The sequence below is a fragment of the Nocardiopsis sp. CNT312 genome, assembly GCF_000515115.1.
Lineage (GTDB): Bacteria > Actinomycetota > Actinomycetes > Streptosporangiales > Streptosporangiaceae > Nocardiopsis.
This window is the reverse complement of record NZ_KI911538.1, coordinates 40,302-54,776: the sequence shown is the minus strand read 5'-3', so window position 1 is coordinate 54,776 and position 14,475 is coordinate 40,302. Positions and strand designations below refer to the sequence as shown.

Annotated in this window: 14 protein-coding genes and 1 pseudogene; 6 read left to right on the top strand and 9 right to left on the bottom strand. The window is 72.3% G+C overall.

The genetic code is table 11. The annotated features are described in order from the left end of the window. Positions 1-23: 23 nt before the first annotated feature. Positions 24-434: pseudogene (locus B042_RS24070) on the bottom strand (LuxR C-terminal-related transcriptional regulator); the annotation flags it as partial. A 401-nt stretch (positions 435-835) separates the two neighbouring features. Between B042_RS24070 and B042_RS24565 the strand changes: the two are divergent. Both B042_RS24565 and B042_RS0120430 read left to right on the top strand, forming a co-directional pair. Further along, positions 836-1,291 (top strand): hypothetical protein, encoded by a 456-nt coding sequence (locus B042_RS24565; protein ID WP_051415851.1) that lies wholly within the window; start codon positions 836-838, stop codon positions 1,289-1,291. A 96-nt stretch (positions 1,292-1,387) separates the two neighbouring features. Next, a complete protein-coding gene (locus B042_RS0120430; protein ID WP_028649903.1) occupies positions 1,388-2,041 on the top strand; it encodes a maleylpyruvate isomerase family mycothiol-dependent enzyme in 654 nt (217 codons plus the stop codon). A gap of 299 nt (positions 2,042-2,340) precedes the next feature. Here B042_RS0120430 and B042_RS0120425 read toward each other — a convergent pair whose 3' ends face one another. The 6 genes from B042_RS0120425 to B042_RS0120400 form a co-directional block, all read right to left on the bottom strand. Continuing rightward, entirely contained in the window at positions 2,341-2,712 is a 372-nt protein-coding gene (locus tag B042_RS0120425; RefSeq protein WP_028649902.1) for an STAS domain-containing protein, read from the bottom strand. A 338-nt stretch (positions 2,713-3,050) separates the two neighbouring features. Continuing rightward, on the bottom strand, positions 3,051-4,100 hold the full coding sequence (gene meaB / locus B042_RS24060; RefSeq protein WP_036555761.1) for a methylmalonyl Co-A mutase-associated GTPase MeaB: 1,050 nt from the start codon (positions 4,098-4,100) through the stop codon (positions 3,051-3,053). Further along, a complete protein-coding gene (scpA, locus tag B042_RS0120415) occupies positions 4,097-6,307 on the bottom strand; it encodes a methylmalonyl-CoA mutase (RefSeq protein ID WP_028649901.1) in 2,211 nt (736 codons plus the stop codon). The genes meaB and scpA overlap by 4 nt, the downstream gene beginning before the upstream one ends. Beyond that, the gene (locus B042_RS0120410; RefSeq protein ID WP_028649900.1) at positions 6,304-8,223 is read right to left on the bottom strand and encodes a methylmalonyl-CoA mutase family protein; all 1,920 of its coding nucleotides are present in this window, start codon (positions 8,221-8,223) and stop codon (positions 6,304-6,306) included. Before B042_RS0120410 ends, scpA begins: the two co-directional genes overlap by 4 nt. A gap of 169 nt (positions 8,224-8,392) precedes the next feature. Continuing rightward, the gene (locus tag B042_RS0120405; RefSeq protein WP_028649899.1) at positions 8,393-9,847 is read right to left on the bottom strand and encodes a PQQ-binding-like beta-propeller repeat protein; all 1,455 of its coding nucleotides are present in this window, start codon (positions 9,845-9,847) and stop codon (positions 8,393-8,395) included. 116 nt (positions 9,848-9,963) lie between these two features. Continuing rightward, a complete protein-coding gene (locus B042_RS0120400) occupies positions 9,964-10,584 on the bottom strand; it encodes a YigZ family protein (protein ID WP_028649898.1) in 621 nt (206 codons plus the stop codon). A 119-nt stretch (positions 10,585-10,703) separates the two neighbouring features. On the opposite strand from B042_RS0120400, the gene B042_RS0120395 reads away from it, so the two are divergent. The 4 genes from B042_RS0120395 (at position 10,704) to B042_RS0120380 (ending at position 13,057) form a co-directional block, all read left to right on the top strand. After that, complete coding sequence (locus B042_RS0120395) at positions 10,704-11,351, top strand: metalloregulator ArsR/SmtB family transcription factor (RefSeq protein WP_028649897.1); 648 nt, start codon at positions 10,704-10,706, stop codon at positions 11,349-11,351. Positions 11,352-11,383: 32 nt separating this feature from the next. Further along, a complete protein-coding gene (locus B042_RS0120390; protein WP_255342376.1) occupies positions 11,384-11,854 on the top strand; it encodes a DUF3291 domain-containing protein in 471 nt (156 codons plus the stop codon). A gap of 75 nt (positions 11,855-11,929) precedes the next feature. After that, complete coding sequence (locus B042_RS0120385) at positions 11,930-12,556, top strand: superoxide dismutase family protein (RefSeq protein ID WP_028649895.1); 627 nt, start codon at positions 11,930-11,932, stop codon at positions 12,554-12,556. 183 nt (positions 12,557-12,739) lie between these two features. Then, on the top strand, positions 12,740-13,057 hold the full coding sequence (locus tag B042_RS0120380; protein WP_028649894.1) for a hypothetical protein: 318 nt from the start codon (positions 12,740-12,742) through the stop codon (positions 13,055-13,057). Positions 13,058-13,126: 69 nt separating this feature from the next. On the opposite strand, the gene B042_RS0120375 is transcribed toward B042_RS0120380, so the two are convergent. Further along, positions 13,127-13,726 (bottom strand): TetR/AcrR family transcriptional regulator, encoded by a 600-nt coding sequence (locus tag B042_RS0120375; protein WP_028649893.1) that lies wholly within the window; start codon positions 13,724-13,726, stop codon positions 13,127-13,129. A 165-nt stretch (positions 13,727-13,891) separates the two neighbouring features. Next, on the bottom strand, positions 13,892-14,341 hold the full coding sequence (locus tag B042_RS0120370; protein WP_028649892.1) for a GNAT family N-acetyltransferase: 450 nt from the start codon (positions 14,339-14,341) through the stop codon (positions 13,892-13,894). Between the last annotated feature and the right edge of the window lie 134 nt (positions 14,342-14,475).

Here is a 14,475-nt window from a genome sequence, read left to right as displayed (position 1 = left end):
CCGCTCCTCCGGGCGGGGCCGGGCTACTCCACGTGGCCGCCCCGGTAGGCCCAGGCGGCGACCTCGACCCGGTTGCGCGCCCCCAGCTTGTTCTGGATGCTCGCCAGGTGGGTCTTGACCGTGCTCACCGTGACGAACAGCTCCGCCGCCGCCTCGGTGTTGGTCAGCCCGCGCGCCACCGCGCGTACCACGTCCAACTCACGGTCGGCCAGCCCGCCCGTGTCCGCCTTCGGGCGCGGGCCCTTCCCCGTGAAGTGCCGCAGCAGCCGGACCGTGACGCGCGGGGAGACCAGGGCGTCGCCCCGGGCCGCCGCGCGCACCGCCTCGATCAGCAGCGCCGGACCGGCGTCCTTGAGCAGGAACCCGACGGCCCCGCCGGTCAGCGCGGCGTGGACGTACTCGTCCAGGTCGAACGTGGTCACCACGACCACACCCGCGCCGACGACACCCGCCTCGCCGAGGTGGCCGCACGCGTCAGAGGAACCGAGTCCTGAACCCGGGTGCACGCCTCACCCGTGAGCGGCCACGGACGCTCTGGGAACGGACACCGACGGTCCGTCCCATCATTCCAGCGAACTTCCCTCACAATTCGGACCAAAAACTCTCTTCAGGCCAGAGGAACAAAAAGGGTTGGTTCTTTTACACACCAGCACTGAACTGGGACGATGGGCAACCTGATTGTCGTCGTGGTGCTTTTTCGCAGAAAAGTTCGCACGACCGGCCACCATCCTCTACTCTGTGTTCCGACCACCGAAAACACGAATGACCCCGCGGCGTTTATAAGCGCCCGGGGCCGTGGCCAGCAATTCGGACCTAACAAAGAAACCTTGCCAGCGTGCCCTATTCTATCCCTGCCCTCCTGCGCGCAACCGCCCGGCTCCTGTTCGCCCTCACCGCCCCGGCGCGCGGACGCCACGCCCGCCCCGCTGGCCTCCCCGAACTCCGTCGACGCCGCTCCACCCGAGTCCGCCGCTCCACCCGAGTCCGCCGCTACGCCCCGCCGCCCCACCCCGAGCAGGCCGCCGCTCCCCCGCCACCGCGTCCCGCGCCGCTCCTGGAGCCCGCCCCCGCGCCGATCCCGGCCGAGGAGGTGGCACTGATCCGCGGCTACTACCGGGCCTTCGAGGACGAACGCGCACTGCGCCGCCGGGAGCAGGCCCGCGCACGCCTCAACCGCTGGACGGCCGGGGCCGCCGCCCCCGCGAGCCCGGCGGCACGCCCGGCGCCGGTCCCCGCGTCGCGTCCGGCCCCCGGGGGCGACCTCCTGGCCCCGTACGCCTTCACCGCCTGACACCGGCGTGCCGGGCGGGGCGCGGCCTCCCTCCTGAAGTCGCCCTCCTAGGCTCGGACCGGACACACCCGGCGAGCCGCCCGACGGAGGAACCCCATGACGACGCCGTACCCGCCGCAGAAGGAGACCGCCGACGGGGCGATCGACGAGTACGAGAAGTTCTGCGACCTGGTCGCCGGGCTCACCCCCGAGCAGTGGGACGCGCCCACGCGCTGCGAGGGATGGGCCGTCCGCGACGTGGCGGGGCACGTGTTCGGCGTGGCCGTCGACATCACGGACCGCGCGTCGGGGCAGCGCTCCGCCGACGACCAGGCTGCGGCCTACCGCGGCCTCAAACCCGCTGCCCTGGCCGAGGACCTGCGCGGGAAGGCACGGGCGCTGCGGGGTCCGTTCGCGGGGATGAGCGAGCGCTCCTGGACCTCCCCCGGCCCGATGGGCTACCGGCGCGGGGAGAGCGTGCTCCTGCTCCTGCAGGACACCTACGTGCACGCCGACGACATCCGCGCGGCGCTCGGCCTGCCCTCCGACCGGGGCCCCGGTCTGGCGGCGACGGTGGACTTCGTCCGCTTCGCCCTCGAAAGGCGCGGTGCGGACCCGGCCCGGTTCGTGCTGGAGGGCGTGGGCACCGTGGAGGTGGGCGAGGGCGGCCCCGAGGTGCACGGGGACCCGCTGGACTTCGTGCTCGTGGGGACCGGCCGCAAGGACCCGGCCGCGTGCGGCCTGGACACGGTTCCCAACATCTACGGGTGAGGGCGGCCCGGCCGGGCCGCCCTCCCGCCCCTGTCCTCGCGCCACGGGACAGGGGCCCTGCGGTACACGGCCGGGGCGGCGTCGGCGGGTGGTTGCCCACGCGCCCGGCCCACCAGAAGCTGTTTTGTGAACGCGGTGCTGCACCACAGGGGGTGTTGCTCGGGCGCCCACGGGGTTCTGGAGGTACCGGAGGCGTGTTCGCGAGGAACGAGTGAACACGCCGTAGGTGCCGTAGGTTCCCGTTCCACGGGCGTCCGAGCACGAACCGAAGCGAAGCGGAGGTTCAAAGAGGGCACAGCCTACCCGGCCTGGCGCTTGGCCTCCAGAGCCTCCATGGCGGTGACGGCGGTGGCCACGGTCCGGTGGACCGGGACCTGGCGGTGCAGGCCGACCAGGCGGACGACCTTGGTGACGCGCTCGTTGAGAGCGGCGAGCGCGAGGGAACCGCCCCGCTCGCGGACGGTCCGGTAGGCGTTGATGATGACGTTGAGCCCGCTGGAGTCCATGAAGTCCAGCTTGGACAGGTCCAGGATCAGCCAGGACCCGTGCTCGTCGATGGCGGACTCGATCTGTTCCTGGAGGTCGGCGGCGGTCGCGATGTCGAGTTCTCCCTCGACCGCGACGATGACGCTGCGGCTGTCTACCCGCGTGCTCAGCCCGAGCCTGTGCACGTTCACTCCTCCCGGCCCCACGGTCGGTTGTCGGGGGTCCTTGGCTTCACCATACGCAGACCGACGGATCGCGCTGACTGAGATCCGGTGGCACTCCCGCACCGGATCCCGGGATGGCTGACGCGCCCGAGAGTCTGGTAAGTCGTTGGACACACACGGTATAGGCGATCGGCCCGATCGGGAATGGCGACAGCGAGGAATTTTTCTTTCCCGTTCACTCATGCGATCCATAACACCTGGTTCGCCCACTGACACGGTGTTATTTCACCAGTTGGGGCGATCGGAGCCGTTCACCTGGAGGTAAGAAAACCTTCACCGCAAGGATAGTGACCGAATCATCACTCTATGGAGTGAATATCACTCTGGGTGACATTCCTCGTGAACGCCTCGACGAGTCCGCGGGCGGCCAGCGTCGCCGTGGTCTCCCCGGACCGCACCCCCGCCTCCAGTCCGGGCAGGAGCGCACTCACCCGCGGATCACGCAGGAAGGTGTCCATCACCTGGTCGCGCACCTGGTCCCACATCCAGCTCACGCGCTGCTCGCTGCGCCGCTCGGCCAGAGCTCCGCCGCGCTCCAGCATCCGGCGGTGTTCGAGCACGGACTCCCACACCCGGTCGAGGCCGTCCCCGCTCAGACCGCTGCACGTGAGCACGGGCGGACGCCAGTCGGGATGCACCGGCCGCAGCAGCCGCATCGCCCGGGACAGCTCCCGCGCGGCTCGGCGGGCGTCGTCGGCGTGCGGACCGTCGGCCTTGTTCACCGCGACCACGTCGACCAGCTCCAGCACACCCTTCTTGATGCCCTGGAGCTGGTCGCCCGTACGGGCCAGGGTGAGCAGCAGGAAGCAGTCGACCATGGCGGCGACCGTCACCTCGGACTGCCCCACCCCGACGGTCTCCACCAGCACCACGTCGAACCCGGCGGCCTCCATGAGCAGCATGGTCTCCCGTGTGGCCCGGGCCACGCCGCCGAGGGTCCCCGCCGTGGGCGAGGGACGGATAAACGCGTTCGGGTCCACCGACAACCGCGCCATGCGGGTCTTGTCACCGAGGATGCTGCCACCCGTGCGCGTGGAGGAGGGGTCCACGGCCAGGACCGCCACCCGGTGGCCGGACCCGGTGAGCACGGTGCCGAGCGCGTCGACGAACGTCGACTTGCCCACCCCCGGCACACCGGTGATCCCCACCCGCAGGGCGCTACCGGTATGGGGGAGGAGCCTCACCAGCAGGTCCTGGGCGGCCCGGGCGTGGTCGGGGCGGCGGGACTCCACGAGGGTGATCGCCCGCGCCAGGGTCGGCCGGTGCCCCGCCAGGACACCCTCGGCGAGGGCGGCGGGGTCCGGACGGCGGCGCCCGCGCCCGCGCGCGGCGCCCCCTGCCGCGCTCACTCCCCCTCCAGCCGGGCTTCCAACTGATCGAGCAGGTCGAGGGCGGCCTCGGCGATCACCGTTCCGGGCGGGAAGACCGCCGCCGCGCCCTCCTTCTTGAGCGCGTCGACGTCCGCGGGCGGGATGACGCCGCCCACCACGATCATGACGTCCTCCCGCTCCAGCGCGGTGAGCTCCTCGCGCAGCGCCGGGACGAGGGTGAGGTGGCCGGCCGCCAGCGACGAGACCCCCACCACGTGCACGTCGGCCTCCACCGCCTGGGCGGCCACCTCAGCGGGGGTCTGGAACAGCGGGCCGACGTCGACGTCGAAGCCCAGGTCGGCGAAGGCGGTCGCGATGACCTTCTGCCCCCGGTCGTGCCCGTCCTGGCCCATCTTGGCGACCAGGATGCGGGGGCGGCGGCCCTCCTCCTCGGCGAACGCCTCGATGCGCGCAGCGACGCGCTCCATCAGGTCGGCGGCGCTCGCGCCGCTCGCGGCCTCGTCCCTGTACACACCCTGGATGGTACGGACCTGCCCGGCGTGGCGGCTGAACACCCGCTCCATGGCGTCGGAGATCTCCCCGACGGTGGCCTTGGCGCGGGCCGCGTCCACGGCGGCGGCCAGCAGGTTGCCGTGCAGGGACTCGTCGGCGGCGGACTCGCGCCCGGCGGCCTCGGTGAGGGCGTCCAGGGCGGCGCGCACGGCCCGCTCGTCGCGCTCCCCGCGCAGACGGCGCAGCTTCTCGATCTGCCGGGCGCGCACCTCGGCGTTGTCGACCTTGAGCACCTCGATCTCGTCGCGGATGTCGGATCGGTACTTGTTGACGCCGATCACCGGCTGGCGGCCGGAGTCGATCCGGGCCTGGGTGCGGGCGGCGGCCTCCTCGATGCGCATCTTGGGCAGGCCCCCGTCGATCGCGGCGGCCATGCCGCCCGCCCGCTCCACCTCCTGGATGTGCGCCCACGCCCTGGTCGCGAGCTCCCGGGTGAGCCGCTCGACGTAGTAGCTGCCGCCCCACGGGTCGACCGTGCGGGTGGTGCCGGACTCCTGTTGCAGGAACAACTGGGTGTTGCGGGCGATGCGGGCCGAGAAGTCGGTGGGCAGGGCCAGCGCCTCGTCCAGGGCGTTGGTGTGCAGCGACTGGGTGTGCCCCTGGGTGGCGGCCATCGCCTCCACGCAGGTGCGGGCGACGTTGTTGAACACGTCCTGGGCGGTGAGCGACCACCCGGAGGTCTGGGAGTGGGTGCGCAGGCTCAGCGACTTGTCCTGCACCGCGCCCAGGTCCCTGACCAGGCGCGCCCACAGCAGGCGGGCGGCGCGCAGCTTGGCGACCTCCATGAAGAAGTTCATACCGATCGCCCAGAAGAAGGACAGGCGCGGCGCGAACCGGTCCACGTCCAGACCCGAGCGCTGCCCGGCGCGGATGTACTCCACGCCGTCGGCGAGGGTGTAGGCCAGTTCGAGGTCGGCCGTGGCCCCGGCCTCCTGCATGTGGTAGCCGGAGATGGAGATGGAGTTGAACCGCGGCATCCGCTGCGAGGTGTAGGCGAAGATGTCGGAGATGATCCGCATCGACGGCTTCGGTGGGTAGATGTAGGTGTTGCGGACCATGAACTCCTTGAGGATGTCGTTCTGGATGGTCCCCGACAACCGCTCGGGGGGCACCCCCTGCTCCTCGGCGGCGACGATGTACAGCGCCAGGACGGGCAGTACCGCGCCGTTCATGGTCATGGACACGCTCATCCGGTCCAGCGGGATGCCGTCGAAGAGCGTGCGCATGTCGTAGATGGAGTCGATCGCCACCCCGGCCATGCCGACGTCGCCGGACACGCGCGGGTGGTCGGAGTCGTAGCCGCGGTGGGTGGCCAGGTCGAAGGCGACGGACAGGCCCTTCTGCCCGGCCTCCAGGTTGCGCCGGTAGAAGGCGTTGGAGGCCTCGGCCGTGGAGAAGCCCGCGTACTGGCGGATGGTCCACGGCTGGTTGACGTACATGGTGGGGTAGGGGCCGCGCAGGTAGGGCGGGATGCCGGGCAGGCCGTCCACGAAGTCGAGCCCCGCCCGGTCGGCGGCGGTGTACAGCGGCTTGACGCGGATGCCCTCGGGGGTCTCCCACTCCAGGGCGTCAGTGTCCTTGCCGCTGTGGTCGCGGACGGCGTCGCGCCAGGCTGCGGCGTCCCCGGTGGACGCGGGCGGCTCGGCGGGTACCCCTGAGAAGTCGGGGATCATGCGCTCGCCCTCTGGGAGGTCGCGGACGGGTCGGTGGTGAGCAGGTCCAGCAGGTCGGTCAGCAGGGCGACGGCGTCGCACCCCCGGTGGGCGAAGCCGTCGACGCCGGCGTCCCGGTAGGTGGCGCGGGGTGCTCCGGCGAGCAGGACCAGGTGGGCCCCAGCCCCCTTGAGGGCGCGGGCGGCCGCCTCCGCGTGCTCGGCGTAGACGGTGTCGGAGGAGCACAGGACGGCGACGCGGTGTCCGGAGGCGGAGAAGGCGCGGACGGCGGCCTCGGGCGTGTCGAGCGGCCCGGGCCGATCGGCGGCGATCCCTCCGGCGGCGAGGAGGTTCGCGGCGAAGGAGGCGCGGGCGGTGTGCGCGGCGACGGGACCGAGCGTGGCCAGGAACGCGGTGGGCCGGTGGCCGGTGTCGCCCGTCTGGCGGTCGGCGCGGTCGCGCAGGGCCTCGAAGTCCTCGGCGTAGCGCCGGACGGAGAAGGCACCCGTGGCCGGGGGGCCGCCCGGCGCGGGCGGGCGCACCAGGGGGGTCTCCTCCAGGTCGGGGAACTCGCTGACCCCGGTCAGGGGTGCGCGGCGGTGGGCGATGTCGGCGCGGCGCCGCTGCCACACCTCGTCGACGCGCTCGCGCAGCATGCCGGTGGCGATGGCCTCGGCCAGACCGCCTGCGGCCTCGGTCTCCTGGAAGAACGCCCATCCGGCACGGTACAGGTCGCGGGTGAGCGACTCGACGTAGAAGGAGCCGCCGGCCGGGTCGATGACACGGGCCAGGTGGGACTCCTCGATGAGCAGTGACTGGGTGTTGCGTGCGATGCGGCGGGCGAAGTCGTCGGGCAGGCCGACAGCGGAGTCGAAGGGCGTGACGGTGACCGAGTCGGCGCCCCCGACACCCGCGGCGAAGCAGGCGACGGTGGCGCGGACCATGTTCACGTGCGGGTCGCGGCGGGTGGTCATCGCCGACGAGGTGACGGCGTGCAGGCGCAGGGTGCGCTGTTCGGGGGGCAGGCCGCAGGCGGCCAGGACCTGGTTCCACATGGCGCGCACGGCCCGGAGCCCGGCGATCACGGAGAACTGGTCGGCGTCGGCGGACAGGCGGAACTCGATGCGGCGCACGGCGTCGGCCAGGCCGAGTCCGGCTGCGGTGAGGGCGCGCAGGTGGGCGGTGCCGGCGGCGATGGCGGTGCCCAGTTCCTGTGCCGGGGAGCCGCCCGCCTCGTGGACGAGGGTTCCGTCGGCGACGAACAGGCCCAGGCCCGGACGGCCCCGGGCGCACTCCGCGGCGAAGCGGGCCGCGTCGGCGGGGTCGGGGCGCTCACCCAGCCGAGCGGCGGTGGCGAGGGGGTCGATGCCCAGGTGGGAGCGGACGCCGCTGTCGGGGACCCCGGCGTCGGCATGGGCGCGCAGCAGGGCGCGGGCGGCGTCGGCGTAGTCGGCCCCGGCGGACAGGACGACGGGGGCGAGGTCGAGGTGGACGTCGGCGAGGGCCTCGCCCAGTGAGGCGGCGGGTACCCCGGAGGGGCCCACGGCGATCCACAGGGAGCCCGCGCCGTTCACCAGGTCGTCGTACAGGCGGGGCCGCAGGACACGCGGGTCGGGGTCGGTGTGTCGGGCGCGGAGGTCCCACCCGCCGAGGACCGCGCCCTCGGGCCGGTAGCCCCGGGTGAAGGGGGGCAGGCCGGGGTAGCCCGGGTCGGCCTGGGCGGGTTCGGCGGTGTGGAGCGGGGCGATGTCGAAGCCGTCGTGGGTGCGGGTGGCCAGCACCGTCTCGGGGGTATCGGCGAGCTGCTCCTCGGAGACACCGCTCCTGCGCAGCGCGGCGGAGGCGAGTTCGCGCCACCTCTCGCGGGTGGCCGCGGGGAACCCTTCGGCCAGGCGGGGATCGGTGGAACCACCGGCCGCCCTATCAGAGACGTCCATGCCGAAATGGTATAAAACCCGATTCGGTTTGGTGGGGTCAGGGGTCAGGGGTCAGCATGGCGGAAAATGGCCAATGGCGGACAACGGCCAATGACGGAAAACGGCCATAGGCGGAGCGTTCCTCTCCAGGAGAACGCACCCCGGCTCTCCCGTGCCCGGTGACCGCAGGTCAGGCGACCCCCTCGCTCGGGTTCGCGGAGGGGGCGCCGCTCGGGCTCCGCGAGGGGGCCTCCTCCGGCTCCTCTCCGGGGGGCGGCCCGAAGACGAAGCGCTGACGCCCCTGCACGAGGATCGCGTGGCCGCTGTCGGTGACCGCCTCGACGTAGGCGGTCATCTCGTCGGCGACGACGTCCATGGTCTCCGCCTCCAGCACCAACTGACGGTCCCCTCCGTCGTTGGTGCGGGAGTCGGCGTAGACGAGCCCGTCGTGGGCGAAGGCCGGGGCGAGGGACACGTCGTCCTCCTCCAGGCCCCACCGGACCTCGCCGTCTGCAAGGCCGACGGCGACCAGAGTGGCCTCGCCGCTGGCCTGGGGCAGCAGCAGGGTCCCCGTGGCCCCGTCATAGAGGCTGCCTGGGACACCACTGGTCTCGAAGGGGGCACGGACCGGGTTGGGGCCGGGCTCCTCCAGGAACCACAGCAGCGCGCCGTCGGCGGGATCGTAGGCGGCGAGGACGGAGGGGTCCTCCGGCCCGGTCCAGCGCACCAGCAGGACACGTTCACCGGCCCCCGCGCCGTCCTCGTCCTCGGGAAGTGTGTACACGCCGAGCACCCGCGGCGCGGAGAGCAGCATCGAGGAGCCCCTGCCCAGCTCCCCGTCGTCGCGGCCGAGGGCCCACAGCTCCTCGCCCGCGTCGTCCCCGGCGAGGGAGTGCGCCCGCAGTCCGGCATCGGCCGACTCCAGCAGGACGAGGTCCTCCCAGGCGGCCACGGGCACGCCCAGAGCGGCCTCCGGCCCCTCCTCCGGCTCCTCCCGACCGCCGTCCTCGGGGCCGTCGGAGGGCCCGTCCGGGGACGGCGACGGAGACGCCTCGTCTTCCGGTTCCACCGGGTCGAGTGTGTACTCCCACAGCACCGCGCCCTCGGCACCCAGCACCGCGTAGTCGCCGCCGGGCTCCTCCGCGGACCACCCCTGGGGGTAGCGCACGGCGATCCCGTCGAGGTAGGTGTCGCCCTCCTCCTCGGGCTCCCACACGCGCTTCCCGGCCGCGTCGAGGGCGAACCGGCCGTCCTCGTCCGACATGAGCAGGACCCGCTCGCCCGCGCCGTCGGCGCCGAACCCGAGGAACCGGGCCTCGCCCTCCCAGAGGGTCGTGCCGGTGGCGGCGTCGTGCAGCAGGTGGCGGTCCTCGCTCCCGGAGCTGAAGAGGAAGGCGGAGCCGACGGGGCTGATCCGCACCCCCGCCGGATCGTTGATGAGGGCGTGGACCTCGGCCTCGTCGCCGTGCAGGAAGCGCAGGACATCGCCGTCGATCCCCGGCGGAGGGTCACCGGTGAAGTCCGTGGGAACCGGGGTGGGCTCCCGGCTGGGCTCGGGGGCGACGGGCTCGGGAGCGGGCGTGCAGGCCGCCACCAGTACCGCGAGCCCGCAGGAGACCACCTGGGGAACGCGGGCGCTGCGCATGGACGGTCTCTCCCCACGAACGATGGTGTTTACGGCAGATCCTAAGCGGCGGCCCCGGGTGGACACCCACGGCGGGGACGACTCGTTACTGAGGTGTAAACGTCCCACACCCGCGCTCACGGTTCCACTTCGACCACGGTGGACCCTCTGACCTGGGACTGCGCTCTGCCTCCGGTGAGTTCGGCCAGGCGGACGCCGAAGTCCGCCAGCTCGGCCTCGGGCAGGGCCACCTCGATCCGGACGCGGTCCCCGTAGGCGACGTCGCGCACGGTGTGGGAGGAGCCGCGCAGGTCGCTCTCCAGTCGTCCGCCGAGGACGTAGTCGGCGAAGACGTCCACCACGAGGAGGCGTCGGCGCTCCAGCACGCCGACCTCGTCGACGGCGGCGGAGACCGCGCTGCCGTAGGCGCGGATGAGCCCGCCCGCTCCGAGCTTGACGCCCCCGAAGTAGCGGGTGACCACGGCGACCGTGTCGGTGAGGCCGCGGTGGCGCAGCACCTCCAGCATGGGGACGCCGGCGGTGCCGCCCGGCTCGCCGTCGTCGCTGGAGCGCTGCACGCCGCCGTCCTCGCCGAGCACGTAGGCGGTGCAGTTGTGGGCCGCACTCCAGTGCTCCCTGCGGCGCTCGGCGATGAACCCGCGCGCGGCGTCCTCGTCGTCCACCCTGGCCAGGGCACAGAGGAAGCGGGATTTGCGGATCTCGGTCTCGACCTCTCCGCCGCGTCTGATGGTGCGCATATCGCCTGTTCGTCGGTAGTCCGTACCGGGTCCAGTCTGCCACCGCGCGGCGGAGCGTCGGCGTGCGGGCCACCGTTCGCCCCCGGAGCCGCCGCCACACCCGGGAGCACAATGGACGCATGGACCACGCCTCGATCGCCGCCGCCCGAGCTCTCGCCGACCCCGTGCGGCGCCGACTGTACGAGTACGTCGCCGCCTCGGGGGACGAGGTGAGCCGTGGCGGGGCGGCCGAGGCGCTCGGCCTCCAGCGCACCCTGGCCGCCCACCACCTGGACCGGCTGGTGGAGGCGGGCCTGCTGGAGGTGGCGCTGGGCAAGACGAGCGGCAGGGAGGGCCCGGGGTCGGGGCGCCCGGCCAAGCTGTACCGGCGGGCGGAGCGCGAGCTGTCGCTGAGCCTTCCGCCGCGCGACTACGAACTCGCCTCGCGGGTGCTGGCCGATGCCCTGGAGCGGTGCGGAGCGGAGGAGGCGGTGTACGCCTCGGCGCGCGAGGAGGGCCGCCGGATCGGCGGGGAGGGTGGGGACCGGCCCCTGACGGAGCTGCTGGAGGAGCGCGGCTACGAGCCCGAGTCCGGCGACGGGCGGCTCCTGCTGCGCAACTGCCCGTTCCACTCGTTGGCCCGGGCCTTCCCTCCCCTGGCCTGCGGTCTGAACGTGGAGTTGCTGCGCGGGGTGCTGGAGGCCCGCGGCGAGGGGAACACGCGGGCCAGGATGGACCCCGCTCCCGGCCGCTGCTGCGCGGTGATTTCTAAAAACAATACAGATTGACATAGAAACCGGACCGTGCTCTGCTGAGGGCCGTGACCGACTCCTCCCCCACCCACCACCTCGCGCAACTGAACATCGCCCGGATGCGCGCGCCGCTGGACTCCCCGGCCATGTCGGGCTTCGTCGACCGGCTCGACGGGATCAACGCCCTGGCCGAGGGCTCCCCCGGCTTCGTCTGGCGCCTGGTCGACGGGGACGGCGACGACGCGACCGGCCTGCGGCCCTTGGGCGACGACACCATCGTCAACATGTCGGTCTGGGAGACCGTAGACTCCCTCTGGAATTTCACGTACCGCAGCGGGCACATGGAGCCGCTCCGGCTCCGCCGCCAGTGGTTCGAGCACATGGGGGAGGCCCACACCGTGCTGTGGTGGATCCCCGCCGGAACCGTCCCCACCCTCGACGAGGCCTGGGAGCGGCTCAACTTGCTGCGCACGGACGGCCCCTCCGCCGAGGCCTTCACCTTCCGCTCCCCCTCCTCGCCCCCCTCACCCCAAAATTAACGACACTTGGTCGTCACTTGATTACTTTGAGTAAGATGGCGGACGACCGATCAGACCATCCCGGGAGTCCCGCCCATGCGCACGACCTCGCTCACCGTCGGCCTGGCGCTGACCGCGCTCATCGCCACCGGATGCGCCGCCGACGAAAGCTCCGGCGGCACCACGGGAGAGGAGAGCGCCGCCACCAACGAGAGGGCGCCGCAGCCCACCGCCTCCCCCAGCGTCACCGTCTCCACCTTCATGCCGGTCGGTGAGACCGAGTCCACCTTCACCTACGACGAGACTGCGGTCCCGGCCGGCGCCACCTCCGACATCCAGGTCCGGGTGGAGGAGGGCCAGACCTTCGTGCAGTTCACCGGCACCGGACTGGAGCCGGAGCGCGAGTTCGGCGCCCACGTGCACACCGACCCCTGCGGCGAGGACCCCGCGGACGCGGGCCCGCACTACCAGAACGAGCAAGACCCGGCCGCGACCGCGGACGAGCCCTCCAACGACCCCGCCTACGCCAACCCCGAGAACGAGGTCTGGCTGGACTTCACCACCGACGAGACCGGCAACGTCGTCGCCGACTCCACCGTCGACTGGGAGTTCCGCGAGGGCGAGGCCAACTCACTGGTTCTGCACGAGCACCACACCAAGACCGGCGAGGGCGAGGCCGGCAAGGCGGGCGACCGTCTCGCGTGCGTCACCGCACAGTTCTGAGGGGCCCGAGCCGGGCGACGGTTCGCGGAAACCCCGGTTCCGCCCCTGTGAGGAAATCGCCCGACACTCCGTCCGGGCTGCCGCCTTTTCGCGTGATCCTGTAGCTAAATGACACAGAGTAATCAATTCCGTGCCCACGGACCGCGTTCGCGACCGGCGGGTACGGCCGAAGAGGGGAACGCCGTGCCGATCCGCCCACAGAACCTCGCCACCATGTCCGCCACCATCGCCGGCGCGGTCTCCGGCCTGACCAGCGAGGAGAAGGACTCCTCGACCGTACGGGTCGTCTTCGAGTCGGGCTTCGAGCAGGACGTGCGCAACGGCGGATGCCGCACGCTCACGACCGGCCAGGGCGGGGTCGTGGAGGTCGCCTCCGAGGCGGGCACCAGGTTCGCGCTCTTCGCCGGAACGAGCTGCCAGGGCAGCCGCGCCCTGGCCTCGGGCAGCGGGAACGTCCGGTTCGGCGACCCCGTCCTGGCGGGCGCCATCGTCATCGGCTGACCGTCCCGGACCGTGCGCACCGCCGCCCCACAGGCGGTGCGCCCCACCCTCCGGATGCTCCTATGGATATCAGCCCTCCTCGGGCCCGAAACCCTCCAGGCACAGGTCCAGCAGCGCCTGGATCCGGGCGGTGAGCCGCTCCCTGTCGTACTCCCGCAGTGAGGCCCCTCCCTCGGTGGCCCGGAGCCGGGCCACACCGATCAGCACGGAGGCGAGGAGGGAGGCGTGCACCCGCGCGTCCGGCCCGCCCAGGTAGGCGGTGAGGGGCTCCACCATGGCGGACCTGACCCGCCCCTCGTACACCGCCTTGAGTTCGGGGTCACCGGCGGAGTTGTCCACGACGCGCTGCAACGGCGACCCCTCGCCGTACAGGCGGCTGACGGCGTGCTCGGCCAACCGCCGCGTGAGGGTGGCGGGGTCCCCCTCGATGATGCCGGGGAAGACGCCGACCTCCCACAGCAGTTGGGTGAGCAGACCGCGTTTGGATCCGAAGTAGCGGTTGATGAGGGCCACGTTGACCCCGGCGTGGGCGGCGATCATCCGTGAGGAGACCGCGCCGTAGCCCTCCCGGGCGAACAGCTCCCGTGCGCTCTCCAGGATGCGCGCACGTGTCGCCTCACGACCGCGCAGTGGCGGGGAACCGCCTTCGCCCTCTTCGGAACGGGCCATCTGCCTCCCCCTCGGCGACCGTGGAATGGACGTTCGATCCCCTCAGAGTGGCACCAACAGCCCGGGGTCGTACACGACAGACGCGGTGAGAGAGACCGACACGACAGACCGCCGCCCGCTCACCCCTTCGCTCCGGGACCCGCACCGCTTCGTCGAGCACGGAGATCACAGGTAGCGGCGGTAGCCGTCGGAGGAGTCCCCGAACCCGAGCCTGACACAGAACCCGGAGGGGGCCGCGCCACCCTCGTGCGCGAGCATCTCCACCTTGTAGCAGCCGGAGTGCGTGGCCCGGTCCACCGCGTCCTCCAGCAGCGCCCGGCCCACGCCCTGTCCCCTGCGCTGGGGATCGACCACCAGGTTGTCCACCGCGGCCCAGGGCTGGGCGTCGTGGGTCAGGTTGGCCACGATCATCAGGTCGAGCGTTCCCACGATCTGGCCACGGTCCTCGGCGACCAGGACCATGCGGTCGGGGTCGCTCTCCATCCGCGTCCACGCGCGTACCGCGGCGGAGGACATGCGCACATGCGCGCTCCGGGCACCGGCGGGGTCGCCGACCTCTCGGAGCAGGCGCAGGATCGCGCCGAGGTCGGAACGGATGGCCGCACGTATCATCATGGCTTTCGGCATCGTAGCCGACAGCGCCCACCAAAGCGGACTTCACTTCATAACCGCCCCCACAACACCACAGGGCGGGACCGGTGGCCCCACCTTCCACCGTGTTCGGCGCAAGGCAACGGCCGGTCCCGCCC

Bases quoted from the DNA above. Each gene is read 5' to 3' on its own strand.
- B042_RS0120400 (WP_028649898.1), bottom strand. From the start codon at position 10,584: ATGCGCACCATCAGACGCGGCGGAGAGGTCGAGACCGAGATCCGCAAA.
- B042_RS0120430 (WP_028649903.1), top strand. From the start codon at position 1,388: ATGACGACGCCGTACCCGCCGCAGAAGGAGACCGCCGACGGGGCGATC.
- B042_RS0120385 (WP_028649895.1), top strand. From the start codon at position 11,930: ATGCGCACGACCTCGCTCACCGTCGGCCTGGCGCTGACCGCGCTCATC.
- scpA (WP_028649901.1), bottom strand. From the start codon at position 6,307: ATGATCCCCGACTTCTCAGGGGTACCCGCCGAGCCGCCCGCGTCCACC.
- B042_RS0120375 (WP_028649893.1), bottom strand. From the start codon at position 13,726: ATGGCCCGTTCCGAAGAGGGCGAAGGCGGTTCCCCGCCACTGCGCGGT.
- B042_RS0120395 (WP_028649897.1), top strand. From the start codon at position 10,704: ATGGACCACGCCTCGATCGCCGCCGCCCGAGCTCTCGCCGACCCCGTG.
- B042_RS0120410 (WP_028649900.1), bottom strand. From the start codon at position 8,223: ATGGACGTCTCTGATAGGGCGGCCGGTGGTTCCACCGATCCCCGCCTG.
- B042_RS0120370 (WP_028649892.1), bottom strand. From the start codon at position 14,341: ATGATGATACGTGCGGCCATCCGTTCCGACCTCGGCGCGATCCTGCGC.
- B042_RS0120405 (WP_028649899.1), bottom strand. From the start codon at position 9,847: ATGCGCAGCGCCCGCGTTCCCCAGGTGGTCTCCTGCGGGCTCGCGGTA.